This window comes from Amycolatopsis umgeniensis, from assembly GCF_014205155.1.
GTDB lineage: Bacteria > Actinomycetota > Actinomycetes > Mycobacteriales > Pseudonocardiaceae > Amycolatopsis > Amycolatopsis umgeniensis.
In genome coordinates this window covers 9,128,026-9,144,083 of the sequence record NZ_JACHMX010000001.1, presented here as the reverse complement: position 1 = coordinate 9,144,083, position 16,058 = coordinate 9,128,026, and the positions used below count along the sequence as shown (strand labels likewise).

Sequence of the window (16,058 nt, the reverse complement as noted above, 5' to 3'; positions counted from 1 at the left end):
TGCCTGCGGCCAGGAGGAGGCGGAGGTTTCGGCCGTACAGAGACGGCGGTTCCAATCTGTTGCCCTTTCGGGTCGAGTTCCCCCGGCGACCGAGGTCGGCGGATGTCGCCTTATGCCGGGAATGGCCCGGTCAGGAGCGACTGTGCGGTGGGTGGTGTGCCGGTGTGCTGAGCTGGGAGCGTGAAGCGGGAGGGATTCACGGTGACGTTGTCGCGCCGCCGCTGATCGGGCTGTAGACGATATCGACTGGGAAGTGAGCAGGATCTCGTGAGTAATCCGTTGGTCGCGCCGGTGCAGGACTCGACGACGGCGGTGTCCGGTATTCCGTTGCTGGAGGGCGCGACGGAGCTGAAGACGGCGATCGAAAGCAAGGACTGGGCCGGTGTGGCGATGGGCGCGGTGGGGACCGCCCTGGACGCCCTGACAATGGCGATGGACCCGGTCGGCGCTGTATTCGCCGCCGGGGTCGGCTGGTTGATCGAGCATGTCGGCCCGCTGAAGGAGGCGCTGAACGCGCTGACGGGCAACGCGGACGAGATCGCAGCACAGTCGGAAACCTGGACCAACATCGCCAAGGAGCTGGGGAGCGTCTCCGCGGAGCTGGTGGATCTGGTCGAGAAGGACCTGCAGAGCTGGCATGGTGACGCGGCGGACGCGTACCGCAAGCAGGCCGAGAACACCGCGACCCTGATCGCCAGCGCGCAGAAGGGTTCCGAGGGCGCGGCCAGCGGGGTGAAGACCGCGGGCGAGGTGGTGGCCGCGGTCCGCACGCTGGTCCGCGACATCATCGCCGAACTGGTCGGACATCTGATCTCGTGGGCGTTGCAGGTGGTGTTCACGCTCGGGATCGGAATGACGTGGGTGGTCCCGCAGGTAGTGGCCGCGGTGGCGAAGACGGCGTCGAAGATCGCGAGCGTCACCACGAAACTGGTGAAGGCGCTCAAGGCGTTGGCGCCGTTGCTGAAAAAGGCCGGGACGCTCTTCGACGACGCCGGGAAGGCGTTGAAGGGCATCAGGGGCGGCAAGCCCAAGGCTCCACCCAAACCGAAGGACATCGACTCCTCGAAGGGATCGCCGGGCAAGGACGGCAACTCGTCCGGGGACTCGACCACGACCTCCAGTGCCGATCCGGGATCGACGAACACTGCCGGGACCGGTGGGAACAGCGGCGGTTCGCGGCCGCACGGCGAGACGGACCAGGGCGGCAAAGAAGGGCCGGGCGGGGCGCCGCCACCGGGTCGTGACCCTTCCGGCGGGAACAACTCGACCTCCGCTTCGGGCGCGGGGCCGGGTGTCCGGGGGAACAGCCGCGGTCCGCGGCAGGACGGGGTACCGGACAAGAACAAGAACACCTGCGGTGACCCGATCGATGTGGCCGGCGGTGACGTGGTGCTCGCGCAGACCGACGTCGAACTGGCCGCGGCGCTGTCGCTGGTGCTGCGCCGCGTGCACCTGTCCTCCTACCGGGCGGGCTGGTCGTTCGGCCCGAACTGGGCGTCCACTGTGGACCAACGGCTGGAGATCGACGGGGAAGGGGTGTCGTTCGCCTGCGATGACGGCACGCTCCTGTTCTACCCGCACCCGATGCCGCAATCCCTGCCACAGGCAGGGCCGCGGCGGCCGCTCGCGTTGACCGGCGAGGGCTACACGGTCACCCTGCCGGAAGAGGGCCGGACGCTGCATTTCGGCGGCGGCACCGGGGTGCTGCCCTTGCACGCCATCACCGACCGCAACGGGCACCGCATCGACTTCGTCCGCGACGATGCCGGGGTGCCGACCGAGATCCGGCACAGCGGGGGCTACCGCATCCGGGTCGAGTCGGCGGGCGGGATGATCCGCGCCCTGCACCTGTGTGGCGCCGACGACGGTGCAGACCTGTTGTTACTGCGGTACGGCTACGAGCACGGCAGGCTCACCGAGGTCACCAACGCCTCCGGGACGCCGCTGCGGTTCAGCTACGACGGCGCCGGCCGGATGACCGGCTGGACCGACCGCAACGGTGCCTGGTACCGCTACGGCTACGACTCCGAGGGGCGGGTGGTGCGGGCCGAAGGTTCCGGCGGGTTCCTCAGCGGCACCATGGCGTACGAGGGCACAGTGCGGCGATGGACCAACTCGCTGGGACAGCAGACCGTCTACCACCTCAACGAACTGGGCCAGACCGTGCGTGAGATCGACCCGGCCGGGCATGAGGTCCGTTCGGAATGGGACGCCTTCGACAGGCTGCTCTCCCGTACCGATCCGCTGGGCCGGACAGTGCGGTACGAGCACGACGAGTTCGGGAACGTGGTGGCGGTGACCCGGCCGGATGGCTCGCAGACCCGGTTGGAGCACAACGGTCTCGGGCTGCCGGTGACGATGATCGCGGCGGACGGGACGGTTTCACGGCGGGAATACGACGAGCGCGGCAACCTCACCCGCGTGATCGACGCGGCGGGCCGCGCGAGCGGCTATGGCTACGACGAGCAGGGAAACCTCTCCACGATCACGGATCCTCTCGGCGGAGTGCGCACCATCCTGAGCAACGACGCCGGACTGCCGGTGTCGGTCACCGATCCCTCGGGCGCGGTCACCCGGTACGAGCGGGACGGATTCGGGCGGGTCTGCGCCGTAGTGGATCCGGCCGGGGCCACCACGCGGTTCGGCTGGACCGTGGACGGCCTGCCTGCCTGGGAGACTTCGCCGGAAGGGACCACACAACGGTGGATCTACGACGGCGAAGGGAATCTGCGTACCTATGTCGACGCCCTCGGCCAGATCCATCACACCGAGGTCACCCATGCCGACCTGCCCTCCGCCGAGACTCGTCCCGACGGCACCCGCATGGAGTACGGCTACGACACCGAACTCCGGTTGACCAGCGTCACCAACCAGCAAGGCCTCGTGTGGCGCTACGAGTACGACGCGGCGGGCGATCTGGTGCGGGAGACCGACTTCAACGGTCGGGTGCTGACCTACCGGCACGACGCGGCCGGGCAGCTGGTCGAACGCGTCAACGGCGTGGGGGAGACCGCGCAGTTCCGCTACGACGTCCTCGGGCGCGTCGTCGAACGCCGCAACGGCGCGGCGGTCACCACGTTCGCCTACGACGCGGCGGGCCGCGTGATCGAAGCGACGAACCCGGACGCGCGCGTCACCTTCACCCGGGACCTGGACGGACGGGTGCTCACCGAGACCGTCAACGGCCGCACCGTCGCCTCGGCCTACGATCCGCTCGGCAGGCTGGTCCGCCGCCGCACGCCGTCCGGAGCGGAGAGCGTGTGGGACTACGACGCGGGTCCCCGGCCGGTGTCGCTGCACACCGCCGGGCGCACGCTGCGCTTCGCCTACGACAGCGCCGGCAACGAAACCCGGCGGGAATGGGGCAGCCAGGCGGTACTCGCCCAGTCGTGGGACGCCGCCCACCGGCTGCGCTCACAGTCACTCACCGATGCCGCGGGAACCGAGACACAGCGACGTTCCTACCGGTACCGCGAGGACGGTTTCCTGACCGCGATGGACGATCGACTCACCGGTCCGCGCCGGTTCGACCTCGATCGCGTGGGCAGGGTCGTGGCCGTCAGCGGCTCGGGCTGGAGCGAGCGGTATGCCTACGACGCCGCGGGAAACGTCGCGCACGCGTCGTGGCCCACCTCTCCCGAGCCGACCGCCGAGGAACTCGGCGCGCGGGAATACCGTGGCACGCTGATCCGCCGGGCCGGCAACGTCCGCTATGAGCACGACGCGCAGGGCCGGGTGGTGCTGCGGCAACGGAAGCGGTTGTCCCGTCGCCCCGACACCTGGCGGTACTTCTGGAACTCCGACGACTGCCTTTCCGAGGTGCTCACCCCGGATGGCACCCGCTGGCGTTACCGCTACGACGCGCTCGGCCGCCGGATCGCCAAGCAGCGGCTCACCCTCGACGGTTCCGGGGTGCTCGAGCAGATCGAATTCGCCTGGGATGGGCTCGTGCTGGCCGAACAGGCGCACACGGTCGGCGTGCCGAACGGCACCGGTCCGGGGGACGCCCGTGTCACGGTGTGGAACTGCGAACCGGGCACCGGCCGCCCACTGACCCAGACCGAGCGATCGCCGCTGCGCCACGCACCGCAGCAATGGATCGACGAACGGTTCTATTCGATCATCACCGATCTGGTGGGCACTCCGACCGAGCTGGTGGACGATCGAGGGGACGTGGCCTGGTTCCACCGCACGACCCTCTGGGGTGCCACGGCGTTGAGCCGGGGCGGCGCGGGAACCGGCACCCCGCTGCGGTTCCCCGGCCAGTACCACGACCCGGAAACCGGCTTCAACTACAACGTCCTGCGCCACTACGATCCCGATTCCGCCCGATACGGCAGCGCCGACCCGATCGGCCTGCGAGGGGGAGCCAACCCTCATCAGTACGTGCCCAACCCGCACACCTGGCTGGACCCGCTCGGGCTCACCCCGTGCCAGGAACAGCTCGCCGCTGATCTCGGCGACCGGGCCTCCTATTACCACCGCATGCTCAACCCGCGGACCGGGGAATACAACACGGTGTCCGTGATCAGGGTGCGCGACAGTCACGGCAACGAATTCAATGTCGTCACGCAGAATGGCGGAGACGACTTCACCAGAGCGCAGCGAGGAGCCGCCCAGCCCGGCGATCTGCTGGTTCGCGTACCCGGTGGAGTCGATCGGCATGCCGAGATGAACGGGATGGCCGTCATCCGGAACCAGGGATGGACGCCGATAGCCGGCGGCGCGAGCAGGCCCGTGTGTACGCCCTGTGGCACGACATTGTGGAACCAGCATGGTGCTCAGGTGGTCGGGCCCGAATTCCTGGGCGAGGGGACCGGGCAGACCGGATTCATCTTCCCCCTTCCCGCAAATCCGACATGACGAACGAGAGGCCGATCGGGAGCTCGGATGCCGACGGGACTCAGTCGCCGGCGAGCACGCTCGGCCCGGTCGTCCGTACCGGGCGGCGATGGTGCGGACGGCCTCGTCAACCACCTGGACGACGCGTTCGGCGCTCACTTCTCAGTACGGCACCAGGAGCGCCGGTCAGAAGACGTAGTTGGAGATCATCCCCAGGAACTGAGTGCTGCGAGGTCCGCGTCCTCGATCCGCACCGTTCCTGCCTCGTGCTCAGGCAGGGGGTAGCCGCGTACGAAGGCCTACGTGGCGCGGGCCGCTGACCCGCGTGGGTTGTCCAGCCTTCACCCGGAACTGGTCCAGCGGCGGCTTCGTGGCGTTGTCCCAGTAGAGAATCCTGTCCCAGCTGTAGTAACCGGGCAGCTTTCCACCTGCCCTGCGGTTGTGGCCTTCGTCCAGATACTCGACGGAGAAATTGCCGTCTCCGAACCCGGCTCCCTGTTTGGTCGACGCGATGGGGTATTCATCGCAGTCCTGCCCCTTCTGCGGGGGCGGCAGGGTGGCGCAGGCGGTGTTCTTGGCACCGCGATTCTTCCGCCAGGTGGAGCCCTCGTATTCCACGCGGTACAGGCCGGAATCCAGATCGGTGGGCGGATATTTGCCGGGAATCACCTTGCCGGGCTTCGGCGGATGGGTGACATCGGGGTTGTTCTGCGCCCTGCGGATGTGATCCACCACCTCGTCGTAGTTGTCGCCGTACACGTAGTTCAGGCGAGGGATGACATCGGTGAACACGCAGGCGGGTGTGGCGAAGTAACCGGCGGAGTCGCAGCGGAAGTTGGGTTGGCTCTTGCCATCGAGTTCGACGTAAATTCCGGCATCGTCGTAGGCGTAGCCGACGAGTCCGAAGTTGTTCCGCAGAACCTTCTCGGGAGCCTGTGGCGAGGCCGCCTCGTCGGAGTGCATGTTCCAGTCGACCCAGCCCTGATCCGGCCAGTCCCCGAGTTCGTGGGTGATCTCGCCGATGTCGGTCGTGCAGCCGACATCCAGGTCGCGGCACCGGACCTGGATGGTCAGCGGGCTGGATGAGGTGAACTTCCCGGCCCGCTCATAGGAGTCGATTCGGATGCCGCTTTTCGCCGTATCCGTGCCGGCCGCCGACGCGTGTCGCGAACCCGGGGAAGTGTCGGCGGCAGAATCGCCGCGTCGAGCCCGCGTGACGGGCGCACCGGGCACTCATATACCCTTTCAGCTATATTGCTGTCATGGCATCTACCTTCGCCGTGCTGGCGGATCCGAGTCGCCGGGAGATCCTCGACCTGCTGCGTGAACGCGAGCAGCCGGTCGGCTACCTCGTCGACCGGCTGACGCTGACCCAGCCGACCGTGTCGAAGCACCTCAAGGTGCTGCGCGAGGCCGGCCTGGTCGAGGTGCGCACGGACGCCCAACGCCGCTGGTACCGCGTCAACCCGCGCCCGCTGGCGGAGGTCGAGGCCTGGCTCGCGCCCTACCGCGCGATGTGGGAGAAGAGCCTGGACGCGCTCGAACGCCGACTCGACGAGATCGAAGGGACTGACCCGTGGACGCGGAACTGCAGATGATCGAGGGCAAGCACGTACTGCGCTTCGAGCGCCGGCTGCGGCACTCGCCGGAGAAGGTCTGGCAGGTGGTCACCGAACCGGCCGAGATGAAGCACTGGTTCCCGGCCGAGGTCACGATCGACGGCCGCACCCTGCGCTTCACCTTCCCGGACGCCGCCCCGGTCGACGCCGACGGCGGCGAGGGCGAACTGCTCGAGTCCGACCCGCCGAAGGTCTTCGCCTTCCGCTGGGCGAACGACGTGCTGCGCTTCGAGATCCTCCCGCAGGCCGACGGCTGCCTGCTGGTGTTCACCGCCGCGGTCTCGTCGAAGCTCTCCGCCGGCCGCGACGCCCCCGGCTGGATCACCTGCCTGGATGCCCTGGTCGCCCACGCCGACGGCACCGAGTTCGAGCCACCCGCCGAATGGCTCTCGCGCATCGAGCACTACATCGCGAGGTTCGGCCTCGATGAGGGCGCCGACAACCCCGACGGCATTCACTTCGCCCGCGACCTCGTCTGGACCCCGCTCGATGACGCCTGGGCCCTCCTCACCGAAGGCACCACCGACACCGTTCCCACCCGCGCCGCCCACCCCGGCATTACTCCGGGCAGGCTCACCCGCTCCAAAGCACCCCACCTGCTGGAGTACGAGTGGCTCCAGGACGGCATCCCACAGGGCGTCGTGCGCTGGGAGTTCCAACACGAACGCCTGCAAGGCACCACCGTGACCCTCTTTCAAGAGAACGCACACGGCCCCGAAGCCCTCGCCGCCTGGCACGTGCACATGGAACTCTTCTTCGCCGCCACCCAAGGCGACATCCGTTGCCCCTGGCCCACCGCCCGAGAGGAGGAGCTCGCCAAGCGCTACGCCGACCAGTGATCACCCGGCCCGCCGAACCATCGCAAGCAGATCCACGCCGACACCGCTGATCAGCGATCAGTCGCCACCGGAAGGGCCAGTGGTTCCCGCGTGGTGTCGGGCCGGTACCCGGGGTAGGCCTCGGTGTCTCGGAACGCGAGGACCTGGACACGTCTCCAGAATGCCATCACCGCAGCCGGAACGAGCCCAGCAATCCCTATTTCACAAGTGGCGGGCGCGCCGCTGCGGACGCCTACGTCTGGGGCAGCGGCGCCGTCCGGGCTCGAACTTTCTCGTAGAGAAAGTAATTCGTAGCGCCGAATCGAAGGGACTTTAGAGTGCCTCCTTCTGGTCTCGCGTGAAGAATGCGACAAGAAAGGCCCGGGACGCGGCTCAATGATTTGCGTTAGAGGGTCTCACTCCGGTTAGCTTCCGAGTGGCCTGACTGTCCATTGTGGATTTTCTGGGCCGTTTCTGGGCCGGTCGCAACCGGTAGCAACCGGTCCTGACCAGAACAAACAGCCTGTACGGCGGAGGGGGCGTTCAAAGCTCCCACATGAGCCTGAACGCCCCCTCGGGGGAGCCGTCCGGTCAGGCCATCGGGGGCTGGTCGCGCCACCAGCGCTGGCCGGCCTCAGGCAGGGTGGAGATCGGGTCGTAGTAGGGGTAGCGCTGCTGCAGGGCCTCGTCGGCGTTGGCGACGTTTTCCCTGTCTACGCTGGTCAGGTAGTTCTTCGTCCAGTAGGAGATGCCGAGCTCGCGGTCGTAGTCGGCGAGCTGGTGCACCCAACGCTTCCCGACGTAGGGCACGTCGCACACGATCCGCGGTGTGGCGTAGCCCGGCAGATACCCCATGATCGCGTGCTGCAGTTCCTGCGCCTCGTGCACGGAAACGCGCCAGTGCTCGGCGTTCGGGATCATGTCACACATATAGAAGTAGTACGGCAGGATGCTCGCTTCGCCCTGCAGCGCGAAGCACAGGTCCAGCAGCTCGGCCGGGGTCGCGTTGACGCCCTTCATCAGCACGCCCTGGTTGCGGACGTCGCGGACGCCGACGTCGAGCGCGGTCCGGGCGGCTTCCGCGACGAGCGGCGTGACCGACTGCGCGTGGTTGACGTGGGTGTGGATCGCCAGGTTGACGCCGCGGCGCTGGGCGGTGCCGGCGACACGCTCGAGGCCTTCGACGACCTTCGGCTGAATCCAGTGCTGCGGCAGGGCGGCGAGCGCCTTGGTGGCGAGCCGGATGTCTCGGACGGTGTCGATGTCCATCAGCCGCATGAGGAACGACTCGAGCTGCGGCCACGGCACGTTGGCGACGTCGCCGCCGGAGACCACCACGTCACGTACACCGGGGGTCTTCTTCAGGTACTCGATCATCGCGTCCTGGCGGTCGACCGGCTTGAGCGAGAGCTTGTGCTTCTCGACCTGCTCGGTCGAGTTGCCGACCAGGTCCATCCGCGTGCAGTGCCCGCAGTACTGGGGGCAGGTGGAGATCATCTCGGCGAGGACCTTGGTGGGGTAGCGGTGCGTCAGCCCCTCCACGACCCACATCTCCGCCTCGTGCAGCGAGTCCCGTTCGGAGTGCGGGTGACTCGGCCATTCGGTGTCGCGGTCGCTGCGCACCGGGAGCATGTAGCGGCGAATGGGGTCGGCGTACCAGGCCTCGGTCACCTTCACCGGGTCCGTGCCCGCGTTGGGCGCCATCGTGTTGATCATCTGCGGCGGCAGCAGCATCGACATCGTGGCCATCTCGCGCTGGTCGGCGAGCATGTCCTCGTAGAAGCGCTCCTCGAGCTGGTCGCCCATCAGGGCGCGCAGTTGCTTGGCGTTGCGGATGCAGTGCACTCGCTGCCACTGCGCGTCGCGCCACTGTGCCTCGGTCACGTCGTGCCAGCCGGGGAAGCGGCGCCAGTCGGGTTCGGTCAGCTCGACTCGGGTGTAGTCGTAGGGCTGATCGTAGGCGGCCACCGGCGAGGTCGGTTCCTGGATTGCAGTCACTTGTACTCCTCGTCGTCGGAAACGCGTGAAAATATCCTGTCACATCGTTCGGACGACGTAAATATTCCTGTCGTGCTCGGTGTGTCAGGCGGACACTGCCTCCGGCTTCGAGCGGGTGCGAAGGTGTTCGAAGGCACCGGTTCCGGCGATCAGCGCGGCGGCGAGGAGCAGCAGACCGGCCGAGTAGCCGAGGTGATGAACCGGTTCAAGTCGGGTCGGTGACGCGTTCTGGACGCCGACCGCGGTCATCGCCCCGGCGCCGCCGAACACCAGCACCGAGGCCAGCGGACCGAGCACGGGTACGACGACACCGTCCTCGGCGAGACGAGGCCCGGTCGTGACGATCACCGCGACGACGGCCGCGCACAGCAGCGCCAGCAGCAGAGCTCCCGGGATGACCGCGTCGTGGTCGATCAGCTTCTCCGGCACCCCGCCGGTCCCAAGATCCACGATGAACAGCACGAGCGCGGACACCACGGCCCCGCCGACGGCGAACTGCACCCTCCAGCGCGATGCCCCCACCAGGCATCCGGCGGCGACACCCACCGCGGCCGCCAGCCAGCTCAGCACCGGCTGGAACGCCACGGAGTACACCGCGAGCAGCAGCGGTGCCATCGCGCCCACCTGCACACTCGCCGACGTCGCCGCGGCGAAGAACGCTCGCGATCCGGCGATCGCGCAGGCGATGACCCCGCCGACGAGCACGATCAGCCCGCCGATGGCCACGACGACCTCCGCGTGCCTGCTGATCGACTCGACCGGCAACTCGAGGATCTCGCTGACCTTCATCACATCCACCGCGCCCGCGGCCATCGGAAGCAGCGCGGCCAGGATCGCGGCGACGGCGAACCGGGCCGGTAGCGGACGCGGTGCGGGCCATTCCGGATCCCGGGCGCGGGCACCGCGCGTGGAGACGGCCAGCGCGGCTCCGGCGATGCTCAACACGGTCAGGATCAGGTGCCAGACCAGGCCTCCGGTCGCGAGCATGAGCCACGACGCGCCCGCCAGGCTCGCGGCGAACAACTGTGTGCCCACGGTGAGCCCGAGGAGCACGAGCCCGGCGGTCCGGGCGCCTCGGCGCAGGAGTTTCTGCGCGGCGGCGAGCACCGCCAGCAGCACCACCGGCGGTCCGGCCAGCGCGATGATCGTCAGCGACGGATGCCCGCCCAGATCCGGGTTCAGGTGCACGAGAGCGGTCGGCAGGGACAGGACGACCCCCGCCACCAGCAGCCACGGCCACCATCGCGTCAGGAACACGGCGGCGAGCACCGCGACCAGCGGCAACAGAGAGACCGCCACCAGATCGGACGGCCACCCCGACGGCGCCGCCAGCGCGATCAAGGGCCGCAGGATCGAGGTGTCGCGGACCGCGGTGAAAACGACCACCGCCCCGAGCCCCAAACGCCGCCGACAAAGTGGTCCCGGCGACCGTTCGATCAGCTCCCCGGCTCATTTCACCGACCCTAACCACGTCGTGATCATCCGCACGCTGCAAACTCGGAAGCGTGACGAACGCGCGAACCACGCTCCTGCTCGGCGGGCGCATCTACAGCCCCTCCGCCCCCGACGCCACCGCCATGGCGATCACGGACGGCACCGTCGTCTGGGTGGGGCAGGACGGTCCGGCCAAGGCACTGCATCCCGACGCCGAGCTCGTCGACCTCGACGGCGCCTTCGTCGCCCCCGCTTTCGTCGACGCGCACGTTCACGCCACCGCGACCGGCCTGCACCTGACCGGGCTCGACCTCGCGAACATCCGCGGCGCCGGCGAACTGCTGGCCGCGGTCCGCGACGCCGTCCGGCCGGGCCAGGTGCTGGTCGCGCACGGCTGGGACGAGTCCCGCTGGACGGACGGCAGGCTGCCCAGCCGCGCGGAGATCGACGAAGCCTCCAGCGGAACCCCGGTGTACCTGAGCCGCGTCGATGTCCACTCCGCGCTCGTTTCCAGCGCACTCGTCGCCTTGGCGCACGGTGTGCACGACGCGGCGGGCTGGTCGGCCGACGGGCCGCTGACCCGCGACGCACACCACCGCGTCCGTGCCGCGATGCGCGAGGCGATCACCCCGCAGCAGCGCCGCGAGGCTCAGCGCGCGTTCCTCGCCGAGGCCGCCGCACGAGGGGTCGTCAGCGTCCACGAGTGCGCCGGCCCGGACATCTCCGGCGCCGACGACCTCACTGATCTGCTCGCGCTCGCCGCGGAACCGGGACTGCCGGAGGTCATCGGCTACTGGGGGGAACGCGGCGGAGTGGACACCGCTCGTGCGCTGGGTGCCAGAGGAGTGGCGGGCGACCTGTTCGTCGACGGCGCGCTCGGCTCCCGCACCGCCGCGCTGCACAAGCCGTACGCCGACGCCCACGGCACCTCCGGGACGCTCTACCTCGACGCCCCCGCCATCGCCGAGCACGTCAGCGCCTGCACCGAGGCCGGACTACAGGCCGGTTTCCACGTCATCGGCGACGCCGCCGTCGCCGAGGTCGTCGCAGGCTTCCGGCTCGCGGAGAAGACCGCCGGACGGCGTGGGCTGGCCGCTTGTCATCACCGGCTCGAACACGTCGAGATGATCGACGTCGAGCAGGCACGGGCACTCGCGGGCTGGGGTGTGGTCGCGTCCGTCCAGCCTCAGTTCGACGCGGAATGGGGTGGCACGCAAGGCATGTACAACGATCGCCTCGGCGCCGAGCGTGCGCCGAAACTCAATCCTTTCGCCGCCATGGCCGCCGAAGGGCTCCTGCTCGCCTTCGGCTCCGACGCCCCGGTCACACCGGTCGACCCGTGGGCCACCGTCCGCGCCGGGACCTACCACGGCACCCCGGGGTCGGGACTGTCCGCTCGCGCCTCCTTCACCGCCCACACCCGAGCGGGACACCGCGCCGCCGGGGTCAACGACGGCGTCACCGGCAGCCTGGTCCCGGGCGCTCCCGCGCACTACGCGGTGTGGGACGCCACGGACCTCGTCGTCGCGACACCGGATTCGCGGGTGCAGCGCTGGTCGACCGATCCGCGGGCGGGTGTACCCCCGTTGCCGAACCTGGAAGAGGGAGCGACCCTGCCCCGCTGTCTGCGCACGGTCCGCGACGGGCAGGTCATCCACGACGTGTTCACCCGGACGGCCTAGGGTTCAGAGGTGTCCTCGACCGTGACGAACCCGGCTCCCGAAGCGGACAGGCGAAAGCGGTTCTCCCGCGCCTGGCTCCTGCGTTTCCTCGTCGCCGCGGCGTCGGGTTTCACGCTGTACCTGAGTTTCGCGCCACGGCCACTGTGGTGGCTCGCACCGCTGGCGTTCACCGGTTTCGCGCTGGTGGTGCACGGACGCCGGTTCCGCGGCGCGTTCGGCTACGGGTTCGTGTTCGGGATGGCGTTCTTCCTGCCGCTGCTGACCTGGCTGCTGGACTTCCTCGGACCGGACTTCGGACCGTGGCCGTGGCTCGGGCTGGCGATGGCGCTGTCGGTGTATCTCGGCTTCGGCGGCGCGTTCGCCACCGTGGTGTGGAGGCTGCCGCTCGGACCGCTGTGGGCGGCGCTGGTGATCATCGGGATGGAGACACCGCGCACCTGGTTCCCCTTCGGCGGGTTCCCGTGGGGCCGCGTGGCGTTCAGCCAGCCCGAGGGTGCTTTCGTCTCGCTGGCCTCGATCGGTGGCGCTCCGCTGGTCGGTCTCGCGGTCGTGCTGACCGGTTTCGGACTCGCGGCACTGTGCCTGCGGCTCAAGGGAGCCGATCCCGCTCGCTCGCTGGTCGCCACGTCGGCGTTGACGCTCGTACCGGTGGTCGCGGGCCTCGCGGTGTGGCCGACGATCGGCACCGAGGCCCAGGACGGTGAACTCACCGTCGCCACGGTGCAGGGCAACGCGCCCGACATCGGGCTGGCGCTGGAAGGCCGCCGCGACGAGCTCCGGAACAACCACCTCGCCGAGAGTGCCCGGCTGCTCGAGAAACTCAAGGCGGACAACACGAAGGTCGACCTGCTGGTCTGGCCCGAGACCGCGATGGCCATGCGCACCGGTGACCCCGGCGTCGACCAGATGGTCCGCGACTTCGGCAAGCAGGCCATCATCGGCGCGCTGGTCCGGCTGCCGGACGGTTCGGCGCAGAACTCCGCGCTCGTCTGGGATCCGGTCACCGGCCCCGGCCAGCGCTACGCCAAACAGCAGCTCGTCCCGTTCGGCGAGTACGTCCCCGCCCGCGAGCTCGCGAAGCTGGTGACCCCGTTCGTCGACAGCGTCGCGAACATGACACCGGGTGACGGCGCCAACTCGGCGCTGTCGGTCGCGGGAACCAAGGTCGGGGTCTTCATCTGCTACGAGACCGCGTTCGACTACCCGGCCCGGGAGTCGGTCGACAACGGCGCCGAACTGCTCGTCGTGCCGACCAACAACGCCTGGTACGGACCGGGGGAGATGAGCTACCAGCAGTTGGCGATGTCACGGCTGCGGGCGGTCGAACACGGCCGCGCTGTGATCGTCTCCGCTACCAGTGGGGTGAGCGCTATCGTCGCGCCCGACGGTTCGATCACGGCCTCTACCAGCCTGTTCACCGCAGATTCCCTGGTGGGGCGCGTGCCGCTGAGGCAGCAGACTACGCTGTCGGATCTACTCGGTGTGACGACGGAGTACGGGCTGCTGGCCCTGGCGATCGCCGGGGTTACCGGCGGGTACGTGCTTCGTGTCCGCACCCGGCGCGCGAGCGCCGCCAAGGCAACGAGGGAAGCGGCGGGCTGACCCGCCGGAACACGGAGGAAAAGCGGATGGCGCAGGCGCCACGGGGGGCCCAGGGGATCGACCCGGTGCTGGTGGTGGTCCCGACGTACAACGAGCGGGAGAACATCGGCCCGATCCTGGAACGTCTGCTCAAGGCACTCCCGGACGTGAACGCCCTCGTCGTCGACGACGGCAGCCCTGACGGGACCGGCGACGTCGCCGACGAGCTCGCGAAGGCCGACGAGCGGATCCAGGTCATGCACCGGACCGAGAAGGCCGGTCTGGGCGCCGCGTACGTCGCCGGGTTCCGTTGGGGACTCGCCCGTGACTACGCCACCATCGTCGAGATGGACGCCGACGGTTCGCACGCGCCGGAGGATCTGCCCCGGGTGCTGGCGGCGCTCGAGGACGCGGACCTGTCGATCGGCTCCCGCTACGTTCCCGGCGGCAGCACGGTGAACTGGCCGTTCCAGCGCAAGGCGCTGTCCTGGGTCGCGAACTTCTACGCGAGGGTCGCGCTCGGCACCAAGATCAACGACATCACCGCCGGCTTCCGCGCGTACCGCCGCACGGTGCTGGAGAAGCTCCCGCTCGACGAGATCGCCTCGCGCGGCTACTGCTTCCAGATCGACCTGGCTTTCCGCACCGCGCTCGCCGGGTTCGAGGTGGTCGAAGTGCCGATCACCTTCACCGAACGTGAGGTCGGTCAGTCGAAGATGAGCGGTTCGGTCGTGCGCGAGGCGATCGTCCTGGTCGGCATGTGGGGGATCAAGCGTCGCTGGCAGCAGCTTCGCGGGCTGGTCAAGAAGGGCTGACCCCCAGCACGCTCACGCCGAGCTTCCCCAGTTCCTTCACCGTCGGTTCGTCCGGCGCCGCGTCGGTGATCACACCCGCGACGTCGGACAGGGGGAGCACGGTGAACGGCGAGGCCGCGCCGATCTTCTCGGAGCTGGCCAGCACGTAGGTGTCGGCGGCGCGTTTGGCGAGCGTGCGTTTCATGGCGGCCTCGTCGGAGTCGCCGGTGGTGAGCCCGGTTTCGGGGTGCACACCGGTGACGCCGAGGAAGAACAGATCGGCGTTGACGCCCATCGCCGCCTCCGCCGCGGTCGCGCCGCACGTGACGGCGGAGTGTTTGAAGAGCCGCCCCCCGATCAGGAACACCTCGACCTTCGGATGGGTCACGAGGGCCGACGCGACGGTGGGGCTGTGCGTGACGATCGTCGCTTCGAGGTCGACCGGAAGTGCCTTCGCCAGCGCGAGCGCGGTCGTCCCGCCGTCGAGGATGACGGTCGACCCCAGCCGGATCAACGCTGCTGCACGTTTCGCGATGCGTTCCTTGCCCGCGATACTGACCGCCATCCGCGTCGCGTAGTCCGCGGTGGCCGGGGAGACCGGCAAGGCTCCGCCGTATACCCGCTGACAGAGCCCGGCTTCCGCGAGTTCTCGCAGGTCACGGCGAATACTGTCCTCTGATATGCCGAGTTCGGCGGCGAGGTCCTTGGCCACGATCCGGCCTTCGGTCTTCAACCGTTCCAGCAACAGGTCTCGACGTTGCGCAGCGAGCATGTGCACGATCCTCCTTGTTCGTGCCGATTGTTGCACATTAGGCTCCGGTTCATGACCAAACCTCTGATGATCCTCATCGCCGGCCCGTTCCGCTCCGGCACCGGCGACGACCCCGAACTCCTCGCCCGCAACCTCGCCCGGCTCGAAGAGGCCGCCTGGCCGATCTTCCGCAGCGGGCACGTGCCGATGATCGGCGAGTGGGTCGCGCTCCCGGTGCTGCGCGGCGCGGGTGGGAAGACCGTGGCCGACCCGGTCGCCAAAGAGGTCATGTACCCGACGGCCGACAGGCTGCTGCACCACTGTGACGCCGTCCTGCGCCTGCCGGGGGAGTCCACCGGAGCCGACCAAGACGTCGCGATCGCGCTGTCCCGCGGCCTGGCGGTGTACCACCGCGTCGAGGACATTCCCGGGTACCAAGCCGCTTAGTTCCTGGCTGAAGCGGCTTGACTGTCCACAGAGGACTCCGCGGACATTGGTGTTGTGAAAGCCACTTTCACAACCTTCAACGTTGCGGAAGT

Annotated in this window: 11 protein-coding genes; 7 read left to right on the top strand and 4 right to left on the bottom strand. The window is 68.8% G+C overall.

Annotated elements, in window-relative coordinates; all coding sequences use genetic code 11:
* Positions 1–267: 267 nt before the first annotated feature.
* A complete protein-coding gene (locus HDA45_RS41720) occupies positions 268–4,863 on the top strand; it encodes an RHS repeat-associated core domain-containing protein (protein ID WP_343072279.1) in 4,596 nt (1,531 codons plus the stop codon).
* A 249-nt stretch (positions 4,864–5,112) separates the two neighbouring features.
* Here HDA45_RS41720 and HDA45_RS41715 read toward each other — a convergent pair whose 3' ends face one another.
* Positions 5,113–6,075 carry a NucA/NucB deoxyribonuclease domain-containing protein gene (locus HDA45_RS41715; RefSeq protein ID WP_221471395.1) on the bottom strand — a complete coding sequence of 321 codons (963 nt, stop codon included), beginning with the start codon at positions 6,073–6,075 and terminating at the stop codon, positions 5,113–5,115.
* 29 nt (positions 6,076–6,104) lie between these two features.
* Here HDA45_RS41715 and HDA45_RS41710 point away from each other — a divergent pair, with 29 nt between their 5' ends.
* Positions 6,105–6,440, top strand: coding sequence for an ArsR/SmtB family transcription factor (locus tag HDA45_RS41710; protein WP_184905034.1), 336 nt, complete (start codon positions 6,105–6,107; stop codon positions 6,438–6,440).
* Entirely contained in the window at positions 6,419–7,300 is an 882-nt protein-coding gene (locus tag HDA45_RS41705; protein WP_343072278.1) for an SRPBCC domain-containing protein, read from the top strand. The genes HDA45_RS41710 and HDA45_RS41705 overlap by 22 nt, the downstream gene beginning before the upstream one ends.
* Before the next feature lie 570 nt (positions 7,301–7,870).
* Here HDA45_RS41705 and HDA45_RS41700 read toward each other — a convergent pair.
* Positions 7,871–9,277 (bottom strand): lysine 2,3-aminomutase, encoded by a 1,407-nt coding sequence (locus HDA45_RS41700; RefSeq protein ID WP_184905032.1) that lies wholly within the window; start codon positions 9,275–9,277, stop codon positions 7,871–7,873.
* 84 nt (positions 9,278–9,361) lie between these two features.
* Complete coding sequence (locus HDA45_RS41695; protein WP_246480957.1) at positions 9,362–10,663, bottom strand: hypothetical protein; 1,302 nt, start codon at positions 10,661–10,663, stop codon at positions 9,362–9,364.
* Positions 10,664–10,782: 119 nt separating this feature from the next.
* Between HDA45_RS41695 and HDA45_RS41690 the strand changes: the two genes are divergently transcribed.
* Genes HDA45_RS41690 through HDA45_RS41680 form a run of 3 tightly spaced genes read left to right on the top strand, consistent with a single transcriptional unit; the run spans position 10,783 to position 14,789 of the window.
* Positions 10,783–12,393, top strand: a complete 1,611-nt coding sequence (locus HDA45_RS41690) for an amidohydrolase family protein (protein WP_184905030.1) — start codon at positions 10,783–10,785, stop codon at positions 12,391–12,393.
* 9 nt (positions 12,394–12,402) lie between these two features.
* Positions 12,403–13,995 (top strand): apolipoprotein N-acyltransferase, encoded by a 1,593-nt coding sequence (lnt, locus tag HDA45_RS41685; protein WP_184905028.1) that lies wholly within the window; start codon positions 12,403–12,405, stop codon positions 13,993–13,995.
* A 26-nt stretch (positions 13,996–14,021) separates the two neighbouring features.
* The gene (locus HDA45_RS41680) at positions 14,022–14,789 is read left to right on the top strand and encodes a polyprenol monophosphomannose synthase (protein WP_184905026.1); all 768 of its coding nucleotides are present in this window, start codon (positions 14,022–14,024) and stop codon (positions 14,787–14,789) included.
* On the opposite strand, the gene HDA45_RS41675 is transcribed toward HDA45_RS41680, so the two are convergent.
* Positions 14,776–15,540: a DeoR/GlpR family DNA-binding transcription regulator gene (locus HDA45_RS41675; RefSeq protein WP_184906562.1), complete on the bottom strand. Its 765-nt coding sequence runs from the start codon at positions 15,538–15,540 to the stop codon at positions 14,776–14,778. The two genes, HDA45_RS41680 and HDA45_RS41675, sit on opposite strands and share 14 nt — an antisense overlap.
* A 51-nt stretch (positions 15,541–15,591) precedes the next feature.
* Between HDA45_RS41675 and HDA45_RS41670 the strand changes: the two genes are divergently transcribed.
* On the top strand, positions 15,592–15,966 hold the full coding sequence (locus tag HDA45_RS41670) for a DUF4406 domain-containing protein (protein WP_246480956.1): 375 nt from the start codon (positions 15,592–15,594) through the stop codon (positions 15,964–15,966).
* Positions 15,967–16,058 lie beyond the last annotated feature (92 nt).

Coding starts and splice junctions, on each gene's coding strand:
- HDA45_RS41670 (WP_246480956.1), top strand. CDS start 15,592: ATGACCAAACCTCTGATGATCCTCATCGCCGGCCCGTTCCGCTCCGGC.
- HDA45_RS41710 (WP_184905034.1), top strand. CDS start 6,105: ATGGCATCTACCTTCGCCGTGCTGGCGGATCCGAGTCGCCGGGAGATC.
- HDA45_RS41680 (WP_184905026.1), top strand. CDS start 14,022: ATGGCGCAGGCGCCACGGGGGGCCCAGGGGATCGACCCGGTGCTGGTG.
- HDA45_RS41675 (WP_184906562.1), bottom strand. CDS start 15,540: ATGCTCGCTGCGCAACGTCGAGACCTGTTGCTGGAACGGTTGAAGACC.